At 66.7% G+C, this 25,406-nt stretch carries 24 protein-coding genes; 13 read left to right on the top strand and 11 right to left on the bottom strand.

Translation table 11 applies throughout. From position 1 onward, the window contains the following. Nucleotides 1-112: 112 nt before the first annotated feature. Nucleotides 113-1,117: an alpha/beta fold hydrolase gene (locus tag ACORQU_RS05215; RefSeq protein ID WP_491643784.1), complete on the top strand. Its 1,005-nt coding sequence runs from the start codon at nucleotides 113-115 to the stop codon at nucleotides 1,115-1,117. Between the two features lie 189 nt (nucleotides 1,118-1,306). Further along, nucleotides 1,307-2,686, top strand: a complete 1,380-nt coding sequence (gene yjjJ, locus ACORQU_RS05210) for a type II toxin-antitoxin system HipA family toxin YjjJ (RefSeq protein ID WP_491643783.1) — start codon at nucleotides 1,307-1,309, stop codon at nucleotides 2,684-2,686. A gap of 67 nt (nucleotides 2,687-2,753) precedes the next feature. Here the strand turns inward: yjjJ and ACORQU_RS05205 are convergent, their stop codons facing one another. Together ACORQU_RS05205 and ACORQU_RS05200 are read right to left on the bottom strand one after the other, a co-directional pair. Continuing rightward, a complete protein-coding gene (locus ACORQU_RS05205) occupies nucleotides 2,754-3,794 on the bottom strand; it encodes an aldo/keto reductase (RefSeq protein WP_491644973.1) in 1,041 nt (346 codons plus the stop codon). A gap of 49 nt (nucleotides 3,795-3,843) precedes the next feature. Next, a complete protein-coding gene (locus ACORQU_RS05200) occupies nucleotides 3,844-5,070 on the bottom strand; it encodes an MFS transporter (protein WP_491643782.1) in 1,227 nt (408 codons plus the stop codon). 105 nt (nucleotides 5,071-5,175) lie between these two features. On the opposite strand from ACORQU_RS05200, the gene ACORQU_RS05195 reads away from it, so the two are divergent. After that, on the top strand, nucleotides 5,176-6,093 hold the full coding sequence (locus ACORQU_RS05195) for a LysR family transcriptional regulator (protein WP_491643781.1): 918 nt from the start codon (nucleotides 5,176-5,178) through the stop codon (nucleotides 6,091-6,093). Between the two features lie 418 nt (nucleotides 6,094-6,511). Here ACORQU_RS05195 and ACORQU_RS05190 read toward each other — a convergent pair whose 3' ends face one another. After that, complete coding sequence (locus ACORQU_RS05190) at nucleotides 6,512-6,874, bottom strand: winged helix-turn-helix transcriptional regulator (protein WP_491643780.1); 363 nt, start codon at nucleotides 6,872-6,874, stop codon at nucleotides 6,512-6,514. A 97-nt stretch (nucleotides 6,875-6,971) separates the two neighbouring features. Here ACORQU_RS05190 and ACORQU_RS05185 point away from each other — a divergent pair, with 97 nt between their 5' ends. Continuing rightward, a complete protein-coding gene (locus tag ACORQU_RS05185) occupies nucleotides 6,972-7,934 on the top strand; it encodes an NmrA/HSCARG family protein (protein ID WP_491643779.1) in 963 nt (320 codons plus the stop codon). A gap of 88 nt (nucleotides 7,935-8,022) precedes the next feature. Here ACORQU_RS05185 and ACORQU_RS05180 read toward each other — a convergent pair whose 3' ends face one another. The 5 genes from ACORQU_RS05180 to ACORQU_RS05160 all read right to left on the bottom strand — a co-directional run bounded on the left by ACORQU_RS05180 (nucleotide 8,023) and on the right by ACORQU_RS05160 (nucleotide 16,037). Next, the gene (locus ACORQU_RS05180) at nucleotides 8,023-10,020 is read right to left on the bottom strand and encodes a putative bifunctional diguanylate cyclase/phosphodiesterase (protein WP_491643778.1); all 1,998 of its coding nucleotides are present in this window, start codon (nucleotides 10,018-10,020) and stop codon (nucleotides 8,023-8,025) included. A 389-nt stretch (nucleotides 10,021-10,409) separates the two neighbouring features. After that, entirely contained in the window at nucleotides 10,410-11,528 is a 1,119-nt protein-coding gene (locus tag ACORQU_RS05175; RefSeq protein ID WP_491644971.1) for a hybrid sensor histidine kinase/response regulator, read from the bottom strand. Then, nucleotides 11,528-12,106, bottom strand: coding sequence for a chemotaxis protein CheB (locus tag ACORQU_RS05170; RefSeq protein ID WP_491644970.1), 579 nt, complete (start codon nucleotides 12,104-12,106; stop codon nucleotides 11,528-11,530). The genes ACORQU_RS05175 and ACORQU_RS05170 overlap by 1 nt, the downstream gene beginning before the upstream one ends. Continuing rightward, the gene (locus ACORQU_RS05165) at nucleotides 12,100-12,951 is read right to left on the bottom strand and encodes a CheR family methyltransferase (protein WP_491644968.1); all 852 of its coding nucleotides are present in this window, start codon (nucleotides 12,949-12,951) and stop codon (nucleotides 12,100-12,102) included. The genes ACORQU_RS05170 and ACORQU_RS05165 overlap by 7 nt, the downstream gene beginning before the upstream one ends. Then, complete coding sequence (locus ACORQU_RS05160) at nucleotides 12,924-16,037, bottom strand: response regulator (protein WP_491643777.1); 3,114 nt, start codon at nucleotides 16,035-16,037, stop codon at nucleotides 12,924-12,926. The genes ACORQU_RS05165 and ACORQU_RS05160 overlap by 28 nt, the downstream gene beginning before the upstream one ends. Nucleotides 16,038-16,221: 184 nt before the next feature. On the opposite strand from ACORQU_RS05160, the gene ACORQU_RS05155 reads away from it, so the two are divergent. From ACORQU_RS05155 to ACORQU_RS05140, 4 genes are all read left to right on the top strand, one after another. Then, nucleotides 16,222-16,611: a response regulator gene (locus tag ACORQU_RS05155; RefSeq protein ID WP_491643776.1), complete on the top strand. Its 390-nt coding sequence runs from the start codon at nucleotides 16,222-16,224 to the stop codon at nucleotides 16,609-16,611. Between the two features lie 65 nt (nucleotides 16,612-16,676). Continuing rightward, nucleotides 16,677-17,162: a DUF421 domain-containing protein gene (locus tag ACORQU_RS05150; protein ID WP_491644967.1), complete on the top strand. Its 486-nt coding sequence runs from the start codon at nucleotides 16,677-16,679 to the stop codon at nucleotides 17,160-17,162. A gap of 184 nt (nucleotides 17,163-17,346) precedes the next feature. Further along, nucleotides 17,347-17,562: a hypothetical protein gene (locus ACORQU_RS05145; protein WP_491643775.1), complete on the top strand. Its 216-nt coding sequence runs from the start codon at nucleotides 17,347-17,349 to the stop codon at nucleotides 17,560-17,562. A 100-nt stretch (nucleotides 17,563-17,662) separates the two neighbouring features. Next, nucleotides 17,663-18,130, top strand: coding sequence for a metallophosphoesterase family protein (locus tag ACORQU_RS05140; RefSeq protein WP_491643774.1), 468 nt, complete (start codon nucleotides 17,663-17,665; stop codon nucleotides 18,128-18,130). A gap of 146 nt (nucleotides 18,131-18,276) precedes the next feature. Here the strand turns inward: ACORQU_RS05140 and ACORQU_RS05135 are convergent, their stop codons facing one another. Further along, nucleotides 18,277-19,167 (bottom strand): LysR family transcriptional regulator, encoded by an 891-nt coding sequence (locus ACORQU_RS05135; RefSeq protein WP_491643773.1) that lies wholly within the window; start codon nucleotides 19,165-19,167, stop codon nucleotides 18,277-18,279. 97 nt (nucleotides 19,168-19,264) lie between these two features. Between ACORQU_RS05135 and ACORQU_RS05130 the strand changes: the two genes are divergently transcribed. The 4 genes from ACORQU_RS05130 (at nucleotide 19,265) to ACORQU_RS05115 (ending at nucleotide 21,849) form a co-directional block, all read left to right on the top strand. After that, nucleotides 19,265-20,134 carry an SDR family oxidoreductase gene (locus ACORQU_RS05130; RefSeq protein ID WP_491643772.1) on the top strand — a complete coding sequence of 290 codons (870 nt, stop codon included), beginning with the start codon at nucleotides 19,265-19,267 and terminating at the stop codon, nucleotides 20,132-20,134. A gap of 29 nt (nucleotides 20,135-20,163) precedes the next feature. Continuing rightward, nucleotides 20,164-20,778, top strand: coding sequence for an AtaL-like protein (locus ACORQU_RS05125; RefSeq protein ID WP_491643771.1), 615 nt, complete (start codon nucleotides 20,164-20,166; stop codon nucleotides 20,776-20,778). Between the two features lie 74 nt (nucleotides 20,779-20,852). Then, nucleotides 20,853-21,377, top strand: coding sequence for an anthrone oxygenase family protein (locus ACORQU_RS05120; protein WP_491643770.1), 525 nt, complete (start codon nucleotides 20,853-20,855; stop codon nucleotides 21,375-21,377). A 295-nt stretch (nucleotides 21,378-21,672) separates the two neighbouring features. After that, entirely contained in the window at nucleotides 21,673-21,849 is a 177-nt protein-coding gene (locus tag ACORQU_RS05115; protein WP_271648452.1) for a CsbD family protein, read from the top strand. Between the two features lie 110 nt (nucleotides 21,850-21,959). On the opposite strand, the gene alaE is transcribed toward ACORQU_RS05115, so the two are convergent. After that, entirely contained in the window at nucleotides 21,960-22,595 is a 636-nt protein-coding gene (gene alaE / locus ACORQU_RS05110) for an L-alanine exporter AlaE (protein WP_491643769.1), read from the bottom strand. 425 nt (nucleotides 22,596-23,020) lie between these two features. Here alaE and ACORQU_RS05105 point away from each other — a divergent pair, with 425 nt between their 5' ends. Continuing rightward, nucleotides 23,021-23,962 carry a sensor domain-containing diguanylate cyclase gene (locus tag ACORQU_RS05105; protein WP_491643768.1) on the top strand — a complete coding sequence of 314 codons (942 nt, stop codon included), beginning with the start codon at nucleotides 23,021-23,023 and terminating at the stop codon, nucleotides 23,960-23,962. Between the two features lie 63 nt (nucleotides 23,963-24,025). Here ACORQU_RS05105 and ACORQU_RS05100 read toward each other — a convergent pair whose 3' ends face one another. Continuing rightward, nucleotides 24,026-25,231, bottom strand: a complete 1,206-nt coding sequence (locus ACORQU_RS05100) for an MFS transporter (RefSeq protein ID WP_491643767.1) — start codon at nucleotides 25,229-25,231, stop codon at nucleotides 24,026-24,028. Nucleotides 25,232-25,406 lie beyond the last annotated feature (175 nt).

Below are 25,406 nucleotides of genomic sequence, written 5' to 3'. Positions count from 1 at the left end.
TGCGCGCTAGCGGGTGGACTTTTTAGACTTCCCTGCGGTGCAACCGCAGCAGCCCGAACGGGCGCGACGACGGTCAACCATGTTTCGCCCTATTCCCCCTTGTGGAGGCTTGATGACTCGCACCCTGAAGACGGATTTACTGGACATCGCCTATGTGTGTGGCGGGCCTGAGGAAGGGATGCCCGTGCTGTTGCTGCATGGGTGGCCGGATGATGCGCATGGCTGGGCCAGGGTTGCGCCGGCGCTGGAAGCCGCTGGCTATCGCTGGGTCGCGCCATGGTTGCGTGGTTTCGGCCCGACCCGTTTCCGGTCAACAGACGCGCTGCGCGATGGCACGGGCGTGGCGCTTGCGCACGATGCGATCGCGCTTGTCGATGCGTTGGGGTGGGAGCGCTTCGCGGTCGTTGGGCACGACTGGGGCGGACGCACCGCTTATGTGCTTGCGGCGCTCTGGCCCGAACGTGTGGCCTCCATCGCCTCGCTGGCGATCGGCTATGCGCCGCGTGGGCGGTTCGAGATCCCCGCGTCCTTCGAGCAGAGCCAGTGCTGGTGGTATCAGTGGTTCATGGCGATAGAAGGCGGCGCCGCGGCCGTCGCTGCCGACCCCATTGGCTTTGCGCGCCTGCAATGGGCCAGCTGGAGTCCGCCGGGCTGGTATGACGAGGAGGCCTTTGACCAGGCCGCTGAGAGTTTCCGCAACCCTGATTGGGTGGCCGTCACGCTGCACGGTTATCGCAGCCGCTGGCGACCCGAGCCACTGGACCCCCGCTACGCGGCTGCCCGGCAGCGGCTCGATGCGATCGAGACGCTGCCTGTGCCGACCCTCATGATCCAGGGCGGTGAGGATCGCTGCGACCCGCCGACGGAGTCTGAAAACGACGCGCGCTTCTTTACCGGGACGTATCGTCGCATCGTGCTGCCGGGCGTTGGTCACTTCCCGGCGCGCGAGGCCCCGGCCGCGGTGGCCGAGGCGCTACTCCAGCACCTGGGCGATCTGCCGCGCGGACCGGGGGCGGGCTCACTTTCAGGGCGAGGAGACCGACCTGTCGCCTGCAGGGTGCCGCGTTGGCCACGCTTCCCGCGCCCGGGGCAGCTGCGCGCCCCTGACCTGCAATGACGTTGCCTCACTGGCGGGCACGGCAGATTTGGACGCTTCGACGTCGGTGTCCCTGGCAAATTGTCCAATCGGTATCTATTCAATATCCCCTCGTTATTCGCCGAAAAACGGGAGAAGAACCTTTGATAGATATAGATGTAGCCACTCAAACTAATTGACTATCTATTCATGGATCTATTCAATCGAGCCATGGATTCGCCCTCGACTTCCGATCTGCTCGCCTTGCTGCGCCGCCAGGACACCGCCACGGCGGCGCAGATCGGTGCGGCCCTGGGTGTCAGCCAACCAACGGTCTCGCGGCTTGTGTCCGCCGCCGGCGATGCGGTGGTCCGCATCGGCAAGGCGCGGGCCTCGCGGTACGCGTTGCGCAGGGAAGTCGGGCGGGCCGGCAGCCAGTGGCCGCTGTTCCGCATCACGGCCGATGGCCGTGCGCAGACGCTGGGACAGCTGCAGGCGCTGCACGGTGCGGGCATGGTGTTCGCCCCGGCGGTGCGGTGCCCTGGGTTGATGCATGGCCAATTCGCGGATGGGGTGTTTCCCGACCTGCCCTGGTTCCTGGATGACCAGCGTCCCCAGGGCTTTCTCGGGCGCGCGTTCGCGCGGCGGGTGGCGGCGGAGATCGGGGCGCCGCCCGATCTGGCCCGCTGGCAGGCCGACGATGTCGTGCTCGCGCTCCTGCGCCACGGTGAGGACGCGCCTGGTGACCTGGTGCTGGGCGAGCATGCTTTGCAGCAGGCGCTGCAAGACCTTGTCCAGCCGCGCGACACAATCACGTCCACCGCGCGTGCGCTGGCCTACCCGCAGCGCGCCGAGGCGGCGCTACGCGGTGAGGATATCGGCTCGTCGGCCGCAGGCGAGCAACCCAAGTTCACCGCCACACTGGCACTGGAAGACGGTCGCGCGCAGGCGGTCATCGTGAAGTTCAGCGAACGGGCCGGGACGCCGGCCGCGGCGCGCTGGGCGGACCTGCTGCGCTGCGAGGCGCTTGCGGGTGAGGTGCTGCGCGCGCATGGCCTGGCCGCCGCACAGGGCGAGCTCTTCCAGGTCGATGGGCGGGTCTTCCTGCAGTCCACCCGCTTTGACCGGACGCCTGGGCTCGGGCGGCGCGGCTTTGTTTCGCTGGCCGCGCTGGATGCGGCCTATTACGGGCATGGCCGCATCGATTGGTGGACGTTGGCCACCCAGCTGCTGCGCGATCGCTGGCTCGATCGGGATGACGCGCGGCGCCTGGCGCTATACGGATGGTTTGGCGCCTTGATCGCCAATACCGATATGCATTTGGGCAATGCAGGGCTGTTGCTTGGCGATACGCGTCCCTTGGCGCTGGCACCAGCCTACGACATGCTGCCGATGGCCTTCCGGCCGTTGGCGACAGGCGAGGTGGTGGCGCGCGGCGATGTCGCCTTACCGCTGCCGACGCCGGCAGAGCGGGAGCACTGGCACGAGGCGGCCAGCATGGCGCTGGTGTTCTGGCGAAGCGTCGTGGAGCGCACCGCGATCTCGTCAGACTTTCGGGAAATCGCGCAGCGTGCGTGGGAGCAGCTTTCGCGGGCGGTGCAGCGCCTTTAGACCACAAAGGCGCAGGACGCGCGCCAGCAAACCCTCTTGCGAAACGCGCCGTTGCCTGCGACCGCCTTCATGACGGCTGCACTGCAAGCGGGCTGCGCTCGGCGAACTGCCCGCGCCAGTACGGGTAGTAGGGATACGGCGGTTCCACCGCGCTGGCGGCGTCGAGGCGGGCGACCTGTTCGGGCGACAGCGACCAGCCGACCGCACCGAGGTTGTCGCGCAGCTGGTCTTCGGTGCGGGCCCCGATCAGCACGGTGCTCACGGTCGGGCGCTGCAGCAGCCAGTTGATCGCCACCTGGGGCACGGTGCGGCCGGTCTCGGCGGCGATCGCGTCCAGCACATCGACGATGGCGAACAGGCGTTCGTCCTCGATCGCCGGGGCGAAGGCGGCAGTGTCGTGTAGCCGGCTCTGCGCCGGCAGCGGCTGGCCGCGGCGCAATCGGCCGGTCAGGCGGCCCCAGCCCAGCGGGCTCCACACCACCGCACCCAGGCCCTGGTCCAGGCCCAGTGGCATCAACTCCCACTCGTAGTCACGTCCGGCCAGCGAGTAGTAGGTCTGATTGGCCACGAAGCGGCTCCAGCCATTCGCATCGGCCACCGCGAGCGACTTCATCAGCTGCCAGCCGGCGTAGTTGGACGCGCCCAGATAGCGGACCTTGCCGGCCCTGACCAGGCCATCCAGCGTGGACAGCGTTTCCTCCATCGGGGTCATCGCATCGAAGGCGTGCAGCTGCAGCAGGTCGATGTAGTCGGTGCGCAGGCGCCTGAGCGAGGCGTCGACCGCGCGCAGCAGGCGCAGGCGCGAAGCACCGGCATCGTTGGGTCCCTCGCCCAGGCGCAGCCCGGTCTTGGTCGAGATCAACACCTGTTCGCGGCGCCCGGCCAGCGCCGCGCCGAGGATCTCTTCGGAGGCGCCATCGGAATATACGTCGGCCGTATCGAACAGCGTCGCGCCGGCCTCCAGGCACAGATCGATCAGGCGCCTGGCCTGCTCGACGCCGGTGTCGCCCCAGGCCGAGAACAGCGGCCCCTTGCCGCCGAAGGTGCCGGCACCAAAGCCCAGCACGGGGACCTTCAGGCCGGAGCGGCCAAGCAGTCGGGTTTCCATCGGCATGATCATGATCCTGTGTCGAGAAGGGGGAATGGGGTTGCCGGGCTCAGCCGGCCTGCTCGCCTTCGAGCCGTTGTGGGCAGGCGATGGCCTTGGCCGAGGCGCGTGTTTCCAGGCGCAAGGCCCAGGCCGCCACGACCAGCGCCGACAGCGGCACCAGCGTGCCGATCCACGGCAGCGTGGTCAGGCCGGCGCCGCGCGCGAGCGCCATGCCACCGAGCCAGGCGCCTAGCGCATTGCCCAGGTTGAACGCGCCGATGTTCAGGCTCGACGCCAGGCTCTGCGCGCCGCGCGCCTTCTGCAGGACCCACAGCTGCAGCGGCGACACGGTGGCGAAGGCCGCCGCGCCCAGCAGGCCGGTCAGCAGCACCATCGCCCAGCGGCTGTGCAGGGCGATGCCCATGAGCGCCATCGCCACGGCCAGCGCCAGCAGTGTGCCCAGCAGCGCGGGACGCAGGCTGCGGTCGGCCAGGCGCCCACCCACCAGGTTGCCCACGATCATGCCCACGCCGAACACCAGCAGGATCGGCGAGACCGCTGCCTCGCCAAAGCCCGTCACCTGGGTCAGCAAGGGCTGGATGTAGGTGTAGACGGTGAACATCCCGCCGAACCCCAGCACGGTCATGAGCAGGCCCAGCAGGACCGGCGCGCGCAGCACGGCCGCGGCCTCCTCGCGCAGCGAACCCGGCGTCGGCGCATTGCGATCGTGTGGCACCAGGGTCGCGATCACCAGCGTGGCCACCACGCCGATCAACGCCACCGCCCAGAACGTCGCCCGCCATCCATGGTGCAGCCCCAGCCACGCGCCGGCCGGCACGCCCAGCAGCGTGGCCACGGTCAGGCCGGTGAACATGATCGAGATCGCCGAGGCCTTGCGCGCTTCGGCCACCAGCGAGGTCGCCACCACCGCGCCCACGCCGAAGAACGTGCCGTGCGCCAGTGCGGTGACCACGCGCGCTGCCATCAGCAGGGCGTAGTTCGGGGCGAGCGCGCAGGCCAGGTTGCCCACCGTAAAGACCACCATCAGCGCCACCAGCACCGCCTTGCGCGGCATGCGCGCGGTGGCGGCGGTCAGCACCGGCGCGCCGACGAACACGCCCAGCGCGTAGCCGGAGATCAGCAGCCCGGCGCTGGCAATGCCCACGTGCAGGTCGGCGGCGACCTGCGTCAGCAGGCCCATGATCACGAATTCGGTCGTGCCGATGCCGAAGGCACCGGCGGTCAGGGCATAGACCGCCAGTGGCATGCGCGAAGAAGAGGGGGAGGCCGGCATGGGGGCGCCTTGGCTGGAAGGAGGACGCCACAGCCTGCGCCCAAGGCCGCGCAAGAAAAACCGCTGTTATGCTGAATCACCTTCAAGATTTCATTGAGAATGGCCATGGATCGCGTCGGCGACATCGCCTTGTTCCTGCGGGTGCTGGACCTGGGCTCGATCAGTGCCGCCGCCCGCCAGTTGGACCTCTCGCCTGCCGTGGCCAGCCAGCGGCTCAAGCGCCTGGAGCGCGAACTGGACGTGCGCCTGCTGCACCGGACCACGCGGCGCCTGCATCCCACGCCCGAGGGCCAGGCCCTGGCCGAGCGCGGCCGCGTGCTGGTCCGCGACCTGGAGGCCCTGGGCGAGGACCTGCGCGAAAGCGCCCAGCAGGTCTCGGGCACCTTGCGCGTCACCCTGTCGGCGTCGTTCGGCATGCTCTACATCGCGCCACTGCTGCCGGAGTTCCAGCGCCTGCATCCCAGGCTGCGCGTCAGCGCGCACTTGAGCGACCACCTGGTGGACCTGGTGAAGGAAGGCTTCGACCTGGCCATCCGCATCGGCCCGCTGGCCGATTCGGGGCTCTACGCCCGCAGCCTGGCCTCCAACGCGCGGGTGCTGTGCGCCTCGCCGGATTACCTGCGCCGGATGGGCACGCCGAAGACGCCGGCCGACCTGGCGACCCGCGACGGCGTGCTGCTGATGGGCCGCGACGGCCGCCAGGACGTCTGGACCCTGATCGGCCCGGACGGCCAGAGCGTGCGGGTGCGCATGGCCAGCCGCTTCGAGAGCAACTTCGGTGAGGTCCTGCGCGAGGCCGTGCTGGCCGGCCAGGGCATCGCCGTGCACTCGCTGTGGCACGTGGCCGCCGACCTGCGTGCCGGGCGCATGGTCGCCGTGCTGCCAGACTGGCGCCCACCGGCCACTCACATCAGCGCCGTGACCCCGGCGCGGCTGCAGCCGCCGCGGGTGCGGCGCTTCGTCGAATTCCTGACCGCCCAGCTGGGCGACCCGCCCCCGTGGGAACGACTGGAAGGACCGTAAGACCGCCCAACTCGGGTGTTGCAGTGCCGGACGTTTTCTCCAGCGGCATAGCGAAAGCAGGGAATGTATGACCCGGATTCGGACGTTCCAGAGACGCTCCCACTAACGCCGGACACCCCATGCCGGCCAAGCTTCCCTACGAGGGAACAGGAGCAGGCGATCGGGCTCCTCACGTTCACAGCGTCAGCGCCATCCATTTGCCAATTGCCGCAGGCGATACGCGTAGGCGTTGGCGCCAACGTGATACAGGCTGCTTCGGTCAGGGTCTGAGTAAGACGATGCGCGATAGCCGCGGTCCACCGAAAGTCGCGGGCTAAAGCGCGTCGCGACAGCGGGACGGAGCCAACCCCGCCCCACCCGACGCATCAGGTCGCACCTTACTTAAGGCATCGGCACAGCGTGATCGAAGAGGCTCACTTCATGAAATCTTCTGCGACTGGCTCGATCGCTTGGCCGCCAGGACTGCTTCGCGGTTCTCATCGGCCCAGCCCAGGAGCGCGCGCAGGTGGGGTTCCAAGGACCGTCCCAGTGCCGAGATCTCATAGACCACGGCCACTGGCGAGGTGCTGACGAGGGTGCGCGTGATGAAGCCGCTGGCTTCCAGGCGTCGCAGGCATTGGGTCAGCGCTTTTTGCGTCGCCTTGGGAATGGCGCGCCTGAGTGCATTAAAGCGCAGTGGACCACTGCACAGACATGCCAGGACAGGCAGCGACCACTTGGTGGTGATCTCTTCGAGCACCAAGCGATTGACTTCAAGTGCGTCGTCACCGGGATGCGCCATAGGGATACTCCGCGCTACCTGGTAGCCCCAAGGTGCGCAATTGCTTGTAGGTAGTATCTGTATACCATGAGGTGCCTCATCTCCCACGAGGTCCACCATGACGGCACTTCCCTTCAATGCAACTTCCGCCACGCCACTCGATCCTTCGGGCCGTACCGTTCTGGTGTTCGGTGCCACGGGGCAACAGGGCCGGGCGGTGGCCAACGCATTACTGAGATCGGGATGGGGCGTGCGTGCGCTCGTCCGTGATCCGAACAGCGACCGCTCCAGGGCGCTGTCCGGTGCTGGGGTGGAACTCCGCTCGGGCGACCTGTCCGATGCGGCCTCGATCCGCCGGGCCATGGCGGGCGTCCATGGCGTCTTCAGCGTGCAGCCCAGCTCTGGCCAGGGCGCGGCCTATGGCGTCACCGATGAGCAGGAAGTCCGATATGGCTGCACGATCGCCGACCTGGCCGTGGAGCTTGGCGTGCAGCACCTGGTCTATACCTCGGTCAATGCTGCTGGCGACACCCCGACGGGGATGGGGCACTTCGACTCCAAATCCGCAATCGAAGCCCACATCCGCGCGCTTGCGCTGACCAGCACCATCGTGCGGCCAGCAGGCTTCATGGAGTTGCTGATGCTGCCAAGCATGGGGCTCGAACAGGGCTCCTACACCTCGTTTCTCAGGCCCGATCAGACGGGCCAGGTCATCGCGGTACAGGACATCGGCAAGATCACCGCCCAGATCTTCTCCAAGCCGGAGCGTTACGCGGGGTGCACTTTCGAGATCGCAGGCGATGCCATCACCGGGCAAGGGTTACAGGACAGCCTCAGCCGCGCCGTGGGATATCCCATTGCCTATCAGCGGTTTCCTGAGGCCTTGCTCAAGGAAAATCGCTTCCTGGGACGGCTCGCCGAGCTCTTCGACGACGGACGGCTTGCGGGCAACGCCAACATCGCAGCGCTGGTTGAAGAATTCGGACCGCTTCTGAGCTTCGACGCGTGGCTTGAAGGGCCTGGAAAACAGCTGCTGCAAATCGCCTTGAACACAAAGGATGCGCCACTCGCGCTGCGCTGACACCGAGATTGAGCTCGCCTAAACAGATTTACGCTCTATCGCGCCTGTTCCGGGAATCCGTCAGTCCAACCGGTGCGTGCGGCGATCGTCACGATGCGAGCGAGGTGATGGCCGGCATCGCGTCGTGCGGCAGCGGCCCTCGCATCAACTGGTCCGCATCGAGGGGCACGGAAAAGTAATAGCCCTGGACCTCGTCGCAGCCGCACGTGGCCAATAGCTCGGCTTCCGCCAGCTGCTCGACGCCCTCGGCGACCACGCGCCAGCTCAGCTGGTGACACAGCGAGATGATGGTCTTCACCACGCCCCGGCGGATGGTCGATCGCTCGAATCCAGAGATCAGGCTTCGATCCAGCTTGATCGTGTCGATCGGCAGGCTGTGCAGGTAAGCGAAATTGCTATAGCCGGCGCCAAAGTCATCGATCGAGATCCTGACCCCCATCTCCCGCAGCGCCTCCATCTGCGCCGCCGCCGCTGGGAGATTCTCCAGCCAAAGTCCTTCGGTCACCTCGACCTCCAGGCGATCCGCGGCGATTCCACTGCGGCCAAGCGCCGCCAGGACGCGCTCGGGCACGCGTCCGTCCTGGAAGTCGCTCGCGGAGAAATTGACCGAGATCGTGGCGTCGGCCAGGCGCGCTCCCCAGGCCCGGCACTGTTCTAATGCCGCATGAAGCACCCAATCGGTGACGGCGGGCATTGCCGCGGTCCGCTCAAGGACAGGGATGAATTCGGCCGGAGAGAGCTGCCCCAGTTCGGGATGATTCCAGCGCAACAGCGCTTCCACGCCCGTCATCTCGCCCGACGGCAGCGCAAGCCGCGGCTGGTAGAGCAGATAGAGCTCGTTGTTGCGCATGGCCGAGCAGATGCCGCCGGCGATCTTGTACTCACGTTGCAGGCGCTCGTCACGCGACGCGGTATAGCGGACCCAGGGGCGTCGTGTCTCGACCGCCTCGTGCATGGCCACGATGGCGCGCCGCAGCGCATCTGGCGCGCCTTCAGCATGAAAGGTGGCCAGGCCTCCATGGCACATCGGTTGCAGGACAAGCCCGTCGACATGGACCGGCAGGGTGGCGACGTTGCGTACCGCCTCCAGCAGCGCCGCCGTCGCCTGCGCGTCCTGGTCGGTCAGGAGAAACGCATAGCGCGTGACACCGACATGGTAGAGCAGCGACTGATGGGGGAGCTGGGCGGCGATCCTGCTGCCGACCTGGCGGATGATCGATTCCACCGGACGCATGCCCAGCGTCTGCCCCAGGCGATGCGCACTATGGATGTCGAAGATGTCCGCCAGCGCCAGCTGGAATTCGCTGTCCGGCGCCGCGTCCACCTGGGCGCGCAGGTCGATGGAGAACTGCTGCCGATTGGGGTAGCCGCTGACCGCGTCGCGACGGCCCACCGAGCTCAACAGCGCAATCTGGTCGACCACCATCGCAGCGAAGGCTTCCAGCTGTTCATGCTGGACCCCGGTGAGCCTGCGCGGCTTGTAATCGATGAGGCACAGCGTCCCGATCGCGATGCCATGGCTGGTCACCAGGGGCGCGCCGGCATAGAACCGCAACCTGGGTTCCTCCACCACGAGCCGATTGCGGGAAAAGCGCGAATCCACCGTCAGGTCGCAGACCTCAAACACACCCCGTTGCTCGATCGCGTGCGCGCAGACCGAAACGCTTCGCTCGGTCTGATTTACGCTGAACCCATGGCGGCCGAGGAAGTGCTGGTCGTGTTCACCGACAATGGAAATCAGCACGGTGGGCACATCGAACAGCTGGCTGACCAGCTTGGTGATGCGGGTGAGCGAAGGGGCGTCTTCTAGACCCAGGACGTTCAGACTCCGGATCAGCGCCAGGCGTTCAGCTTCTTTGGTGGGCATGGCAGGCGTCCTTGGGCAACCGGTGCTTGGCAGCAATTTATGTGCCAGTCCTTCGGTGGTTTGCGCGTTCGTCTCCAAACGCGTTCTTCCGTTATCGGAATCGTCCTGCAGGGCTTGAGTGGCCGCGCGCCTGTCGACCGGCGCTGGTTCAGCGAAGGCCAGCCTGCCACGGAAGCGCGCGATGTCAGCGGCGCCCGTCAGGCGCAACCCAGGCGGCATGGTCAGTCAATGACGCGCGATGTCGGGATGGGCCGCTTTGGATTGCCGACGCAGCGATTCAATCGCCGAGGCCCTTTTCCGGGTTCACACAACCCGCTCCGCAAAATCGCTCAGCTGAACACGCTGAACACATCGAGTATCCAAGAACGCGCGGAGAGACAACGTGCGGGTTTTGCGTCGGCGTACGCAATCGCCGTCGGATTGCCGGGCGCAACATCGCGGTCTGCAAGCCGCGCAGACTCGCCGTCAAAAAAATGCCGAGTCCAATCCGTAGGCGGCCGTGCTTGCGCGCCGTTACGCGCTGAATCAGGGCGCGCCGATGTGCCGGGCACTGGCCCAGGCGCTCCCGCGGCGTCCCTTGGCACGCCGCGACGCATCGCTGCGCGCGCTCAGCGATTCCGGCGAGAGATCCGCGCCTCCAGCACGACCCTGCCCTGTTCATTCCGGGCGCCAAGGGTGCCACCGTGCGCGCGTGTGAACTGGTCGGCGATGTACAGCCCCAGCCCCAGGCCGCTGCTTGCACTGAATCGCCCTTTGAATGGCTCGAACAGACGGGGAAGCAGGTCGCCTGGAATCGCCCCGGCATTGCTGACCAGCAGACGAAGCGTCGCATCGTCGGTCCCGTCCAGCCGCACGACCACAGGTTCGGTGCCGCCGTGTTCGATGGCATTGCCCAACAGGTTCGAAAGGATCTGCGTCACGCGATCCGCATCGATGTCCGCCTTGGTGTCGCCGGTGCACTCGAGCACGAGCTGGGCATCCGGCTTGGTTTGGTGAAACTCCGCCAAGATCGCCTCGGCGACGGCGGCCACGTCCTGGCGGACGAAGGTCAGGCGCAGCCCGCCACTGCGGATCCGTGAGAAATCGAGCAGCTGGGTGACCATGCGCGCCATGCGTCGCCCGCTGCTTTCCAGATACCCCAGCGTGCGCCTGGCGGCGGCATCGTCCGGAAGCTCCATGGCGAGCTTTTCCGCGCACAGCGTGACCACCGACAGGGGCGTGCGCAGGTCGTGCGTCAATACCGCACTCATCGTTTCGTTGAGTTCCAGCGCGCGTTCCAGCTCGGCATTGCGTCGCGCGAGCAGTCGGCGCTGGGCATAGAGTTCGACAAAGACCTTGACCTTTCCTGCGATCACCCGGGGCTCGATCGGCTTGTGCAGGAAGTCGACCGCGCCAGCCTCATAGCCCTTGAACGCCCGCAATGGATCGCTGGGGGAGGCGGTGAGAAAGATGATGGGCACATGCCGGGTGCGCTGGCTGCCGCGCATCAGCTCGGCCAGGGTGAATCCGTCCATCTCCGGCATGTGGACATCCAGAAGCGCCAGGGCCACCTCGTTGTCCAGCAACAGTTCCAGCGCCTGCGCGCCGGAGGAGGCGCACAGGAGGTTGAGGTGCGGCTCGCGCAGCAAGGCCTCCATGGCGGTCAGGTTTTCCTGGATGTCATCGACGATCAGTAGGTTGATCGGTTCCGATTCCAAGGTGTCCTGGTGCGAAGAAACGAGATTCATCATGAAAGACCCGTCAGGCGCTCGCAGATCTGCGAGAGGGAAAGGGTGGCGTCTGCGCCAGCGCGCGCCAGCGCGGAGGCGGGCATGAGCGGGGAAGCTGCGTCGGCCGGGCACTGGATCCAGATGGTGCCACCCGCTTCGCGCACTGCGGCGACCCCGGCGCTGCCATCGCTGCTTGCCCCTGTCAGAAGGATCCCCAACAGCCGCTCGCCAAAGACCCCGGCGGCCGATTCGAAGAGCGGGTCGATCGCAGGCCGCGAGAACAGGACGGGCTCGTCCAGCGAAAGCGCGACATGGCCCCTGTCCTCGACGAGCAGGTGGTAATCCGGGGGCGCGACCAGGACCTGGCCAGCGCTCAACGGCTGCTTGTCCTGCGCCTCGGCGACCTCCAGCGCACAGTGCGCGCCAATGACCTCGGCGATGCGGCTGGGCCGGTCCCTCGGAAGATGCAGGACGATCAGCACGACCTGGCGCAGGGTTGCAGGCAGGCTGCCCAGCAACGCCTGGAGTGCGATCACGCCACCGGCGGACGCGCCGATCACGATGGCGTCGATGTCTGCGGCGCAGGGCTTCACGATGCGGCCTTCCGGTAAAGCCGCTGTTCGCGGACCAGCACATCGAAAAGGGCCGCGTGCTTGCCGAACTGCAGCGACTCCTTGCTGCCTAGGCCAAGAAAGCCGCGGTGGACCAGCGCCTCGTGGAAGAGCCCGATCGCGCGGTCCTGGAGCTGGCGATTGAAATAGATCAGCACGTTTCGGCAGGACACCAGGTGGACCTCGGAGAACACGCTGTCGGTGGCCAGGCTGTGATCGGCGAACACGATCTGCTTACGGAGGCTGCGGTCGAAAACGGCGCCGTTATATCCGGTCGTGTAGTGATCGGACAGCGAGCCGGTTCCGCCGGAAGCCAGATAATTCCGACTGAACATCGCAATGCGCTCGACCGGGAAAACGCCGCTTTCCGCCTGCGCAAGCGCCTCGGGATTGATGTCCGTCGCGTAGAGCAGGGTACGCTCCAGCAGACCCTCCTCCCGAAGCGCGATCGCCAGCGACCACACTTCCTCGCCCGTACTGCATCCTGCGACCCACAGCTTGAGCGAGGGATAGGTGCGCAGCACCGGAAACACATCGGTGCGCAGGGCGCGAAAGTACTCCGGGTCGCGGAACATCTCCGAGACCTGCACCGTGAAGTACTGCATCGCCTGGGAGAAGGTCGTCGGATCGTGGAGCAGGACGCGTTGAAGATCGGCGACATGCTCGCAGTCGAAGCGCGTCATCGCGTGGCGGACGCGACGGCGCAGGGAGGAGAGCGCGTACTGGCGAAAGTCGTAGTGGTAGCGGCGGTAGATCGCCTCCAGCAGCAGCCTCAACTCCAGGTCGAAGAGCTCGGCCTCGTTCATTGCCGGGAACACCACACCCGGCAGAGTGAGATCAACTTCTCCACATCGATCGGCTTGGCGATGTAATCGTTGGCGCCCGCATCCAGGCATTGCTCGCGATCATCGGCCATGGCCTTGGCGGTCAACGCGACGATGGGCAGGCTGCGATGCCGATGGTCCTTCCTGATTTCCTGCATGGCGGTCAACCCATCCATCTCCGGCATCATGATGTCCATCAACACAAGATCGACGTCCTGGGTCGAGAGTTTCTCAATCGCCTCACGCCCGTTGCGTGCGATCTCGAGCTTGACGCCGAGCGGCTCCAGTACGCTGGAGAGGGCAAAGATATTGCGGACGTCGTCTTCGGCAAGGAGGATCGTACGGCCATCCAGGACCGTGTCGCGCTTGCGCGCCTCTCGAAGCAGTCGCTGTTGATCGCTCGGCAGGGATGCCTCGACGCTGTGCAGGAACAGGGTGACCTCGTCCAGCAGGCGCTCGGGCGAGCGCGCGCCCTTGATGATGATGCTCTTGGAATAGCGACGCAGGCGCTGTTCCTCATCGCGTGTCAGGGCGCGCCCGGTGTAGACGATGACCGGCGGAAAAGCGCCGGAATCCCGTTCGGCCATCCGCTCCAGCAGGTCGTAGCCGCTGCCATCGGGCAGGGCCAGGTCGGTCACCATGCAGTCGAAGGTCACCGCCGACAGTTGCTCCATCGCTTCGGCGATGCTGCCGATGGCCGTGATCTCCAGGCCTTCATGGGCCAGTAGCCGGCGCAGGTTCTCACGCAGGCTACGGTCGTCCTCGACGATCAGCAGGCGGCGCACCGCACGGGCGCTGGTCTGTTCGAGCTGACGGATCGCACCGACCAGGCGTTCGCGCGTGGCGGGCTTGAGCAGAAACCCCACCGCGCCCAGTTCCATGGCGACCTGGGTGCGCTCCTGCGCGGAGACCACATGGACCGGGATATGCCGCGTCACAGGATCCCGCTTGAGCTGTTCCAGCACGCTCAGTCCCGAAACGTCCGGCAGGCCGATATCCAGCAGGACGCCGCTGGGCCGAACCTCGGCAGCGAGCGCGATCGCCTCCTCCGCGGAGCCGGCGACCACGCAATCGAAATCCATGTCGTGCGCCAGGTCGACCAGGGCTTTGGCAAACGCCGGATCGTCCTCGACCGCGAGGATGGCCCGGCCCGGCCGGGACCTGCGCTCGCGGTCATCGAAGCGCGACCCCGCGGAGGAACTTGGACCAGAATCCTCCTTGGCCACCAACGCGTGTGGGGCAGCCGGGCGCTGGGCGACCGGGGAGGGGACGGGGCTCTCGATCGGTGTCGGCGTCTCCTGGCCCGACGGCGCTGGCGCACCGGCGACCGGCAGCTCCAGCGTGAAAACGCTGCCCCTGCCGGGTTCGCTCTCGACCTCGATGGTGCCCCCCATGCGTTGGGCCAGATCCCTGGAGATCGACAGGCCCAGGCCGGTGCCGCCGAAGCGACGCTGGGTGCTGCCGTCGGCCTGGCGGAACGCCTCGAAGATCACACCGGTCTGCGCCTTGGCGATCCCGATTCCCGTGTCGCTCACACTGAACCGGACCCGATGCGGCCCGTGCGCCAGCACCGTGAGCGTCACTTGGCCGTGCTCGGTGAACTTGATGGCGTTGGCAAGCAGGTTCTTGAGGATCTGCTGCAGGCGCTGGGCGTCCACGGTCAGGTGGGCGGGGGCGTCACTGTCTGCCTTGATGTCCAGTTGCAACGCTTTCTGCCTGGCCAGTGGCTCGAAGGTCTCGCTCAGTCGCGAGAGCAGGGGCGTCAGCGCGACCCGATCCTCGACAAGCTCGACCTGGCCTGCCTCGATGCGGGAAAGGTCCAGGATGTCGTTGATCAGCGCCAGCAGGTCGTTGTTGGATGAGTGAATGGCGTGGGCGTACTTGACCTGTTCCCCGGTCAGGTTGCCATCGCGATTGTCCGCCAGCAGCTTGGCCAGGATCAGCGAGCTGTTGAGCGGGGTGCGCAGCTCGTGCGACATGTTGGCCAGAAACTCGGACTTGTAGCGCGAGGCGGCCTCCAGCTCCTTGCCGCTGCGGACCAGCTCTTCCTGCGCAACCAGCAGGGTGCGTCGTTGCGACTCGAGCTCGTGGGTGCGCTCTTCAAGATGCACGTTGATCTGCTCGAGCTCGGTCTGTTGCTGCTCCAGATTGGCTTGTGACTGCTGCAGGCTGCGGCTTTGCTCCTCCAGCTCCTCGTTGGCCACGCGCAGTTCCTCCTGCTGGGCCTGGAGTTCTTCGCTCTGGCGCTGGGTTTCTTCCAGCAGCTCCATCAGCTCGGCACGGAGCTGCGCCGTGCGCAGCGCCACCCCGACGATTTCCATGCAGCGTCCCACCAGGACCAGGTTGCGCGCCGCCGAGGGGCTGGGCTGACCGAACCCAAGTTCCATGGCGCCCACCACGCGGTCATCCGCCAGCAGCGGCGCCAGGAGCAGCTCGCGGGGCGTGGCCGCGACCAGGGCCGTTTCGATGCGCAGCCCGGACTCGGTGTCGGTGGTCAGCCGCTTGGGCGCGTGAGTGCGCAAGGCTTCGCCAAGTTGCCCGCGCGAGGCCGGGATGTCCTGGCTGATCTCGGCGGGCAGCGCGATGCCACCTGAGAGGATCAGCCGCTCGCCGGCCAACCTGTAGATCGCGCCGACTTGCGCACCGGTCGCTTCGCAAAGCCGCGCCAGGGCGCCTTGCGCAAGCTGCTCTGGGGTCAGCTCGCCCTGCATGGCCAGCGCGACCGCATTCTTCCGCTCCTGCAGCCACAGTGCATCGTGTGCTGCAAGCCGGTACCGAATGCCTTGCATGATGATGAAGGCCATGCCGAGACAACAGAGCCCGGCAAAAGCCCGGTTCACAGAGGAAAAAGAGGCGCTGTTGCTTTCGGGGGCGAAATAAAAGCCAAGCGCCAGCATCACGCAGGCGATGATCGCGACCAGGATCGGCAGCTTCGGCCGGGACTGAAAGCTGGTCAGCCCAACCGCGATGAAGTGCAGCAGCCAAATGGCGTAACCCAGCGGGGTGACGAGTTCCAGACTGATCGTGACGAGCAGCAGCGCAACGACAGCAGCCCAGATCCAGGCGTCCCGCTTTGAACTTGAAGGTTGCATGAGGTCTGCGCAGTGGGCTAAATGAAAGGGGACGGAATGTTATCGGACCACGATGGCGTTCGAATAGCAGCGGCCAAGCGCCCTGCACGTGGATTTCACAGCCACTTCAGCAGATTGCGATAACTGCTACTCCCCACGATTCTGCGTCCGGTCATCGACTGGCGCATCAAGCCCCTGTCCGCCCATGACGTTACACGCATCAAAGTCGCTAAGCGTTCTGTTTGTCGAGGACCAGGACGACCTGCGCGAACTGATGTCCGACGTCTTCAAGCAGATGGGGATGCAGGTGAGGACCGCGCCCGATGCAATGGCCGCGCTCGACATGCTTTCGGAGGGTCCGCAGGTGGATGTCCTGTTTACGGACGTCTATATGCCGGGGAGGATGAGTGGCGCGGAATTGAGCATGGTGGCCTCGCAGCGCTGGCCTGACATGAGGATCGTGCTCGCCTCCGGGCACGCGCGCCACCAGCTACCGCAGTTGCCTGACTGCGTTCGCTTCGTCCAGAAGCCCTACAGCCTTCAACAGGCGGCACGACTCATCAGTGCTTCCGGACCGGCGCGTCAGACGGCTTGAGCCGGCTTGCGAGATGAGCCGGTCAGGTTCGGCTTCAAGAAAAGGATGCTGCGGCGGTGAGCGACATGTCTGACCTGGCCATGCCGTGGTGGGAGTTCGTACTCCGCGCATCGGCGGTTTATTTCATTGTGCTGTGCATGACGCGTCTGAGCGGCAAGCGCGCGGTGGGGCAGTCTGCCCCGTTCGATGTCCTGGTGATCGTGCTGCTCGGCACGGCGGTGCAGAACTCGCTGATTGGCAAGGACACTTCCCTGTGGGGCGGCATCATCCTGGCCGGTACGCTGCTGTCCTTGAACTGGCTGGTCGGCGCCATTACGGCCCGTAGCCGACTCGCAGACCGGGTAATCCAAGGCGCCCCCACCATCATTGCGCGTGACGGGGAGATCTTCTGGAAGCAGCTCGTGCATTGCAACGTCAGCCACGAGGATTTCGAGGTGGCCAAGCGCAAGGCCGATTGCCGCGACGACTCTGAGATCGAGATTGCCATCCTGGAAACCTCGGGGGCGATCAGCATCGTGAAGTTCAGGCCCGAGGAAGCAAGCGCGCGCTGAGTCGCGAGCGGGGGATGGGCGGCGACGATTGGCCGAGGGGTTGATGCCGCACGTGGTCGGGGACTTCGACCGCGAGGCGCTGCGGCCTGCGATTCATTCCAATGTCCACCAACCCGATCTGGCATCTGGAGCGCTATAGGAAAAACGCGCGATCGGTGTTTCAGGCCGACGCGAGGCAGATGACATGGGCGCGATGTTCGCGGCCGCCGTCGCTGGCCAAGGGGGATTGATGGCCGCCGATTGGCTGGTCACGCACGAACTTGCCGCAGGACGACCGGCTTCTGTGCTCCCGGACTGGGATGCGGAGGGCGAGGACGACGCGCATCTGGTGGGAAGTTCACGCGAGCACGCACCACTGAAAACACAGGCGTTCTGCCACTGGCCGATCAGGGAATTTTAAGTAGGCTCGCGGGTGCGCTCCAGGTGCGACCTTGCGCGCTTCGCATCCGCTTGGCCGGTGCAGGGTTAGGGTGTGGGACCCATCCGCTGCAAGTTCAGCCATGTCCGCCTTCCAGCCGCTGCGCATCGGCCTGATTTCCGACACCCATGGGTTGCTGCGCCCGCAGGCGCTGGAGGCGATGCGCGGTTGCAGCGCTATCGTGCATGCCGGCGATATAGGCAAGCCGGAGGTGCTCGATGCACTGCGCGCGCTTGCTCCGGTCCATGCGATCCGCGGCAACATCGACACCGCACCGTGGGCCCAGGGTTTGCCGGAGGTGCTGGAGGTCGAGATGGCCGGCGTGCACCTGCACGTGCTGCATGATCTGAAGACGCTGGCGGCGCAGGCGCGCCGAGTGGATGTCGTGATCAGCGGTCATTCGCACAAGCCGATGACGCAGGCCCGCGACGGGGTGCTGTATGTCAACCCGGGCAGCGCCGGGCCAAGACGCTTCAAGCTGCCCATCAGCGTGGGCTATCTGCATCTGGACGCGGGCGGGATCCGCGCCGAGCTGCGCGAATTGTGCTGATCCGGCGGGCGACCCCGAGACGATTCAAAGCGCGGTGGACGTGGTGCCGCGATCAAGCGCGCTTGAGAGGGCTTGGCGTTGCGCTTGATGTGCAGATCAATCGAGACGCTTGTCGTTGAACGCCGAGATTTGTCCCAAGGCGGCGATCACGCGCGGGCATAGGCGGCCAACTCTTCCGGTGTTCCCAGCGGGAACGCCGCTTTCAGCAGTTCCAGGAACGCGCTGACCCGCGCGCTCAGCAGGCGGCGCGAGGGGTAGAGCGCCCAGATCTCGATCGGCGGCACCTTGGCATCGGCCCATCGCACCAGCGTGCCGGCCGTCAGGTCGTGGGCCACCAGCGACAGGGGCAGCACCGCTGCGCCGACGCCGGTGCGCACCGCATCGCGGATCATGATCAGCGAGGCCAGCTGCAGGACGGGCTCGATCGGTTGGCGCCAATCGCCTTGCTCGGCGGTCAGGTGCCAGGCCGATGCGTTGCCCGCCACCCGCACGACCGCGCGGACCGCTTCGTCGGGGGCGGGACGCGGCAGCGCCGGGCTTGCCACGGCCACCAGGCGATCGCGCAGCAGGATGCGTCCGATCAGGCTGTCATCCGGGTCCGGGTTGACCCGGATCACCAGGTCGTAGCCCTCCTCCACCATGTCCACCGGCCGGTCCTCGGTGGTGATTTCCAGACGCACCTGCGGGTAGCGCAGCGCGAACTCGGCCGCCAGCTTGCCCAGGGCCAGCTGCGAGAACAGCAGCGGCGCGCTGATCCGCAACCTGCCCCTGGGCGTCGCCCCGCCCGAGGCGATGGCCGTCGTGGCCTCGCCCAGTTCGGTCAGCAGCGTCTCGGTGCGTTCGAACAGGGCGCGCCCCTCCTGGGTCAGCTTCAAGGTGTGCGAGCCGCGCTCGAACAGGCGCACGCCCAGGCTGGCCTCCAGGTCCGCCACCCGCCGGGAAAGCGTGGCCTTGGGCCGCTCGGCCGCGCGGGCGGCACGGCCGAAGCCGCCGTGGCGCGCCACCAGGTTGAAATCGGCCAGGGCGAGCAGGTCCATGTGTTCCACCAGTGAGACGGGTGGTCCAAATATACGGGCTATCGGGCCGGGAGTGGATCGACAACGATGGGCCTCCCAACCCAACAGGAGTCCTCTCATGACCATGCTCGTCACTGGCGCCACCGGAAACATCGGCCGGCACGTCGTCCAGCAACTTCTCCAGCGCGGCGCCAAGGTGCGCGCGCTGGTCCGCAATCCAGACACGGCGCAGCTCCCCGCCCAGGTCGAGGTGGCCCAGGGCGAACTGCTGGATGTCGATGCCCTGCGCGCTGCGTTCCAGGGCGTGTCCACGCTGTTCCTGCTCAACGCGGTGGTGGCCGACGAATTCACCCAGGCGCTGATCACGCTCAACGTGGCCCGCGAGGCAGGCGTCAAGCGGGTGGTCTATCTGTCGGTCATCCACAGCGACCGCTACGTGAATGTCCCGCACTTTGCCGGCAAGTTCGGCGTGGAGCGGATGATCGAGCAGATGGGCTTCAGCGCCACCATCCTGCGCCCGGCCTACTTCATGGACAACGACCTGACCATCAAGGATGTGGTGCTGGGTCACGGCGTCTACCCGATGCCCATCGGGAGCAAGGGGCTTGCCATGATCGACGCACGCGACATCGGCGAAGTCGCCGCGCTCGAACTGCTCGCGCGCGACCAGGCCGAAGAGACCGCCGCCCTGACCCGCATCAACCTGGTGGGCCCGGACACGCTGACCGGCGCCGATGTCGCCGGGATCTGGTCGGACGCCCTGGGGCGTCCCATCGCCTACGGCGGCGATGACGCTGCGCAGTTCGAGCAGAACCTGCGCCAGTTCATGCCTGGCTGGATGGCCTACGACATGCGCCAGATGGCCGAGCGCTTTGTCAGCGACGGCATGGTGCCCGAGCCGGGCGATGTCGAGCGGCTGACCGCGTTGCTGGGCAGGCCGTTGCACGCCTATCGCGACCTCGCCGCTGCCGTGGCTGCAGCGGCCTGACCCACCCTATCCACTTCGAGGAATGCATCATGATCTATTCAACCGCCACCCTGCCGGTCAACCCACCTGGCCAGGCGCCCCTGACCCGCGAGCAGCTCTGGCAGGGGCTGGTCCACAAGGCACGCGACCCCGGCTTGTTCTTCCCGCCCGGTGAATGCGCCGACAGCCGGATCGTGGAAGAAGGCACCTCACACCTGGTGCGCCAGGCCACCATCCTGGGCGATGACATCACCGAGATCATCACCTTCGAGGCGCAGCAAAAGGTCACGTTCTTCCAGATGAAGAGCCCACGCGAAGGCGCCATCATCAACGAGCTGCTGGAAGACGACCGGGGCCAGCTGCAGCTGCGCTTCTATGCCTACCTGGGCCTGCGCGGCAAGGTGCCCCATGGGCCGGAGGAGCAGGCCGCCCAGGCCTGGATGGACAGCGACAAGGGCTTCAAGGCCGCCATTGCCTCCACGCTCGCTCGCATCCGCGCACTGGCCGCCGAAGGCACGCTCTGGATGGTCGATGGCCTCCTGCTTCCTGACCGGATCCCAGGTTTTTCCTCGTTTCCGGTGGAACGTCATGTGCTTGGCTCACGCGATCCGGTGTTGGGTCTGATGTTGCGTCGGGGAGGTCCGCCCGCGCGAGGCTCGCTGTAGAGCTGAATGGCGTGCCCGCAAATGGGCGAGCGTCCAGACGAAGGTGTCCCAGCAACGGCATAAGAGGCCAGACGATGTCCCCACGCGTCCGCATCATGCAAATCTTCCTGTGGGCCTCCGCGCTTGCCTGGGGTATCGGGCTGGGGGCGAAGCTCTTCGACCTGCTGGTCGTTGCTGGCGCCTGGGGGGCCGCCCCGCCCGCGTCGTTCGCGCTGCTGCCTTATGGCCCCAGGTATCCGGTCAGTCCAGGCGACTTTTTCCAGCCGCTGTCGGCCTTGATGGCGCTCACCATGGTCGGTGCACTGGTCGCGGGGTGGCGCCAGCCACGACCACTTCGTCGCTGGTTGCTGGTGGGCGTATCCGCCTTCGTCCTGATCTGGGCGATCACGCCTACGATCTTCTGGCCGATGATCAATGCTCAGTACGCCATCGCGACAGGGAAGGCGACCGCCAGCGCCGCGGATGCGGCCGCGCTGACCGCACGCTGGATGGCGTGGGACGGGTTTCGCATCGCGCTCATCGCCATGGGATTTCTCGCGTCCATCCGGACCCTGACGCTTGCCACGCAAGGCCTGATTCATACGCAGGTTCGGCCCTGATCTGCCACCGGTGCGACTGCGTCTGGCGGTGTGGCGCGCCCCGGCGCCGCCGAGTGCAAGTGCGTTCATGGCCGGGCGCTGGCCTCGAAGTGCGCCACGGCGTGCGCTGGCCGGCCCGCCGCGTCGGCGCGTGGTGGGATGGGGTGATGCGCAAGGCCACGGTTCCCTCGCACCGCAGCCTCGGGATCGTTCAAGCGCCGTGTGAATTTGCTGGGGGGCTCTTCACCCGTGCCCAACCCGTGCGGGTACACGTTTGCGCGGCCCGCTTGAGGGCGAACTGAAGTGGAGCTCCACGATGGACAAGAATCGGACCGAGGGTGCCAAGAATCAGGTCAAGGGCACCGCCAAGGAAGTGGCCGGCAAGGTCACCGGCAATACCGGGAAGGAAGTCGAGGGCAAGGTGCAGAAGGGCGTAGGCAAGGCCCAGAGCGCAGTGGGCAAGAGTCGCGACGAGGCCAGGACCCATCGCTGAACTCCCGACGCCGGCTCCCGGTTTTCCGGGGCCGGCGTGTAGCGGTATGGGAGCGGTCATGCCCTGCCGTTGGCGCGCCGCGCGCACTTGCGACCTCCCTGCCCGGTCGCTCAATCGCCCAGGCTCATGGGCTTCTCGCCGCCCGGGGGCAGGCCAAAGCGCGCCCGGGTCCAGTTGAGGAACGCCCCGTAGGGCCGTCCGGTGACCAGCATCAACACGGTGGCGCCCAAGACGCCGCGGACCAGGCCGGCACCGGAGGCCCCGCTGACGGCGATGATGGCCGCATAGATCGGGACCTGGAAACTGACCAGCGCCAGGCTGTCCCAAAACAGCTGCGATGCGCGCGACGGCCGCGCATGCCGCATCAGGCGGTCCCGCCAAAGGCCATAGGGCCTGGCCACCGGAATCATCAGTGCGGCGCCCAGCAGGCGCGCATGCAGGATTTCGTCCCATGACATCCCGGAAACGAAACGCTCGTTGAGGACGCCGGTCGCGGTGAAGAACACGATCAGCGCGGTGGTATCGGCGATGAAGGCCCGCAGCCGATGTGCTGCGAGCGGTGTTGTGTCATGCATGCCGGCAGTGTCGGTCGCGCGGTGCCAACGATGGGTGATGCCGCGCAGGGGGCGTGAGCGTTCGCATTCGAAGACGGACTGCCCCATCCGGCTGGAGCGCGAGCGCCGCCCGGCCGAGATCAAGGTCACCCGCCGGGCCCAAAATGCGGGGGCTTTGTCGAGGCCGAACATCAAGGTCCATCACGGATCCAGGGCGCCCCGGCCGCGGCAAAGCTGGGCAAGCCAGATTGACGTGCTCGGCAAGACCCACCGTGACCAAGCCGCATGGCGCGACGCAAGCATCGAGAAGGTCGCGCCGGGCTGCTCTGTTCCCAGGGCTGGGACCCTACGGGATCTACGCGGCTCCCCGGCAGGCACGGTGAGAGGGATTCGCGGTTGAGCCCAAGCGGCGATTGAGCGATTGGCGGCACCTGTCGAGCATGATCACGCTGGAACAGGCGGCTGCGTATTGCGACGCGGGAGCTGTCCGATCTTGCGTCCTCCGGCCCGTCGTGTGGCCGACTGTCCATCGGCTCGGACGGGCGTAGGGAGATGCGCTTTGCGGCCGGCTTTGCCATGCTGGCGCCCCTTCTCGCCTCCCTGAACGTGATCGACCCATGAGCGAAGCCAGCCTGGATCCAGGCAAGGACAGCGACGTCTACAAGACCCTGCTCGAATCGACCAAGGCGATCCCGTGGCGGATCGACTGGAACAGCATGACCTTCAGCTACATCGGTCCGCAGATCGAGGCGTTGCTGGGTTGGGAGCAGGGCAGTTGGGTCGGCATCAACGACTGGGTCGAGCGCATGCATCCGGATGACCGCGATTACGTGGTCAATTTCTGCGTGTCCCAGTCCAAGGCCGGTGTCGATCACGAAGCCGACTACCGGGCCATGACCAAGGACGGCGACTACGTCTGGATCCGCGACGTCGTGCACGTGGTGCGCAAGGACGGCGAGGTCGAGGCGCTGGTCGGTTTCATGTTCGACATCAGCGAGCGCAAGAAGACCGAAGACCACCTGATGCGCCTGCAGAAACAGCTCGAGGAGTTGTCCTATCAGGACGGGCTGACCGGCATCGCCAACCGCCGCATGTTCGACATCGTGCTCGAACGCGAGTGGGCCGCCGCGCAGCAACGCCGGACCCCGCTGTCGCTGCTCATGATGGATATCGATTACTTCAAGCAGTACAACGACCACTACGGTCATATCCGGGGCGATGAGGCGCTGCGCACCGTGGCCAGCACCCTGGCCCAGGCTGCCAACAATCCGCGGGACTTCGTCGCCCGGATCGGCGGGGAGGAATTCATCTGGCTGCTGCCGGACACCTCCGCCGCCAATGCGCGCCAGGTTGCGGAAAAATGCATGCAGCTGGTGCGCCAGCAGCAGATCCCGCACGCGCGCTCCAGCGTCTCGCCCCTGCTGAGCTTGAGCGTGGGAGTCGGCACCGTGACACCAGGCGCGGAGGCGCCCGCGCTGTCGTTTGTCGAAGCCGTCGATGCGCTGTTGTACCAGGCTAAGCGCAACGGCCGGATGCGAGCGGAGTCCGACACGTTCTGAGCGCTTCGTTGGGCGAGTGCTGGCGGCACGGACCCGGCCGGCCTCCGCTGCAGCATCGGCACCTCACACCAATTGCGTCGCCGATGCCGGCGCCGGCACTGCCGGGCGGCCATGGCGCAAGCGTCGGCTGAGGAAGGCGCCGGCCAGCGTGGCCAGCGGGATGCCCAGCAGCCAGGGCAGGCGCGGCGAGGTGCCATAGAGGAAGGTGCCGATGGCCGGGCCAAGCGAATCCTGCAGGTCGTTGCTGACCGAAGCGGCGGCCATGTAGTGCGCACGTTGCTGGGCCGGAGCCAGCGCGCTGATCGTGGCGGGCACCAGGGGGCCCAGCACCATCTGATTGCACGACAGCAAGGTCATGCCGATGACCAGGCCGGCAACGCCGTGCACCAGCAGCATCGCGGCGAAGGCCAGCACCAGCATCAGCGTGCTGAGCAGCACCAGCCAGGCCCCACTGATCCTGGCGAACCCGCGTGCGGTCACCAGTTGCAGGACGGCCACCAGCGCCGCGCCGTAGGTGAACAACGCGCCGACCTCGCCCACGCTCAGCATCCCGGTGTCATGCGAGTACAGCGGCAGCACCGAGGGCACCCAGCCGGCACAGATCTCCAGGCACAGCAGGCCAAGCAGCAGCAAGGCCAGATGGCGGTCGCGGAAGGCTGGCAGCAGGCTGGACAGGGTTTCCTCTTCGTCGTCCTCGGCCTGGACCACGGCGGGCCGCGTCTCGGCCAGCCACGCCCAGGCGACCACCGCGCCGAGGAGCGAGGCGCTCGCCGCGGCGTAGAACACCATCCCCGGCGCGCGCGCGACCAGCAGCGTGCCCAGCGCCGGCCCGGCGATGTGTCCCACGCTGTCGAAGCTACGCGCGATCGCGAAGGCCTGGCGGCTGCGCGAGGGTGGGACCACGTCGGCGATGACGGTGAACACCGTCGGGTGCAGCACGCTTTCGAAGATGCCGATGCCAAGCAGGGTCAGGGCGACCCATGCCACGCCGTGGCAGGCCGGCAGCAGGGTGAAGCCGAGTCCGACGCCGAGCATGGACACGATGAGGACCGGGCGTCGACCGCGGCGGTCGGCGATTCCACCGAGGAAGGGTGTGGCCAGCAGCTCACCGGCCGAGTAACACGCCAACAGCGTGCCCACGTAGCGGGCCGGGACCTGGGCACTGTGTTCGGCCCAGAGCGCCAGGAACGGCAGGATCACCCCGCTGGCCAGGCCGATGCACAGGAACAGCACGGCGGCGCACCACATGGGCGCGGGAAGGGCGGTCAAGGAGCGGGCGAGCCCGCGAAGAGGCGTTTGCATAGGTCATCCAGGCGTAAGCGAGTCCGGCAGCGGCAAGGGCTGCAATCACGACTCGATTGACGCGTTGGTTGACGTAAACGCTTACGGCCGGCGGGCCACTCCCGACGACGACGCGCAGCCTAGGACGCGCGTGCGGCGTGGT

The organism is Pseudoxanthomonas sp. JC1303 (genome assembly GCF_058448525.1).
The sequence above is the reverse complement of the archived record's forward strand: the minus strand, read 5'-3'. Positions and strand labels throughout refer to the sequence as shown.

Excerpts from the sequence above, each read along its gene's own strand:
- ACORQU_RS05215 (WP_491643784.1), top strand. The coding sequence starts at position 113 with ATGACTCGCACCCTGAAGACGGATTTACTGGACATCGCCTATGTGTGT.
- yjjJ (WP_491643783.1), top strand. The coding sequence starts at position 1,307 with ATGGATTCGCCCTCGACTTCCGATCTGCTCGCCTTGCTGCGCCGCCAG.
- ACORQU_RS05205 (WP_491644973.1), bottom strand. The coding sequence starts at position 3,794 with ATGGAAACCCGACTGCTTGGCCGCTCCGGCCTGAAGGTCCCCGTGCTG.
- ACORQU_RS05200 (WP_491643782.1), bottom strand. The coding sequence starts at position 5,070 with ATGCCGGCCTCCCCCTCTTCTTCGCGCATGCCACTGGCGGTCTATGCC.
- ACORQU_RS05195 (WP_491643781.1), top strand. The coding sequence starts at position 5,176 with ATGGATCGCGTCGGCGACATCGCCTTGTTCCTGCGGGTGCTGGACCTG.
- ACORQU_RS05190 (WP_491643780.1), bottom strand. The coding sequence starts at position 6,874 with ATGGCGCATCCCGGTGACGACGCACTTGAAGTCAATCGCTTGGTGCTC.
- ACORQU_RS05185 (WP_491643779.1), top strand. The coding sequence starts at position 6,972 with ATGACGGCACTTCCCTTCAATGCAACTTCCGCCACGCCACTCGATCCT.
- ACORQU_RS05180 (WP_491643778.1), bottom strand. The coding sequence starts at position 10,020 with ATGCCGCCTGGGTTGCGCCTGACGGGCGCCGCTGACATCGCGCGCTTC.
- ACORQU_RS05175 (WP_491644971.1), bottom strand. The coding sequence starts at position 11,528 with ATGAATCTCGTTTCTTCGCACCAGGACACCTTGGAATCGGAACCGATC.
- ACORQU_RS05160 (WP_491643777.1), bottom strand. The coding sequence starts at position 16,037 with ATGCAACCTTCAAGTTCAAAGCGGGACGCCTGGATCTGGGCTGCTGTC.
- ACORQU_RS05155 (WP_491643776.1), top strand. The coding sequence starts at position 16,222 with ATGACGTTACACGCATCAAAGTCGCTAAGCGTTCTGTTTGTCGAGGAC.
- ACORQU_RS05150 (WP_491644967.1), top strand. The coding sequence starts at position 16,677 with ATGTCTGACCTGGCCATGCCGTGGTGGGAGTTCGTACTCCGCGCATCG.
- ACORQU_RS05145 (WP_491643775.1), top strand. The coding sequence starts at position 17,347 with ATGGGCGCGATGTTCGCGGCCGCCGTCGCTGGCCAAGGGGGATTGATG.
- ACORQU_RS05140 (WP_491643774.1), top strand. The coding sequence starts at position 17,663 with ATGTCCGCCTTCCAGCCGCTGCGCATCGGCCTGATTTCCGACACCCAT.
- ACORQU_RS05135 (WP_491643773.1), bottom strand. The coding sequence starts at position 19,167 with ATGGACCTGCTCGCCCTGGCCGATTTCAACCTGGTGGCGCGCCACGGC.
- ACORQU_RS05130 (WP_491643772.1), top strand. The coding sequence starts at position 19,265 with ATGACCATGCTCGTCACTGGCGCCACCGGAAACATCGGCCGGCACGTC.
- ACORQU_RS05125 (WP_491643771.1), top strand. The coding sequence starts at position 20,164 with ATGATCTATTCAACCGCCACCCTGCCGGTCAACCCACCTGGCCAGGCG.
- ACORQU_RS05120 (WP_491643770.1), top strand. The coding sequence starts at position 20,853 with ATGTCCCCACGCGTCCGCATCATGCAAATCTTCCTGTGGGCCTCCGCG.
- ACORQU_RS05115 (WP_271648452.1), top strand. The coding sequence starts at position 21,673 with ATGGACAAGAATCGGACCGAGGGTGCCAAGAATCAGGTCAAGGGCACC.
- alaE (WP_491643769.1), bottom strand. The coding sequence starts at position 22,595 with ATGTTCGGCCTCGACAAAGCCCCCGCATTTTGGGCCCGGCGGGTGACC.
- ACORQU_RS05105 (WP_491643768.1), top strand. The coding sequence starts at position 23,021 with ATGAGCGAAGCCAGCCTGGATCCAGGCAAGGACAGCGACGTCTACAAG.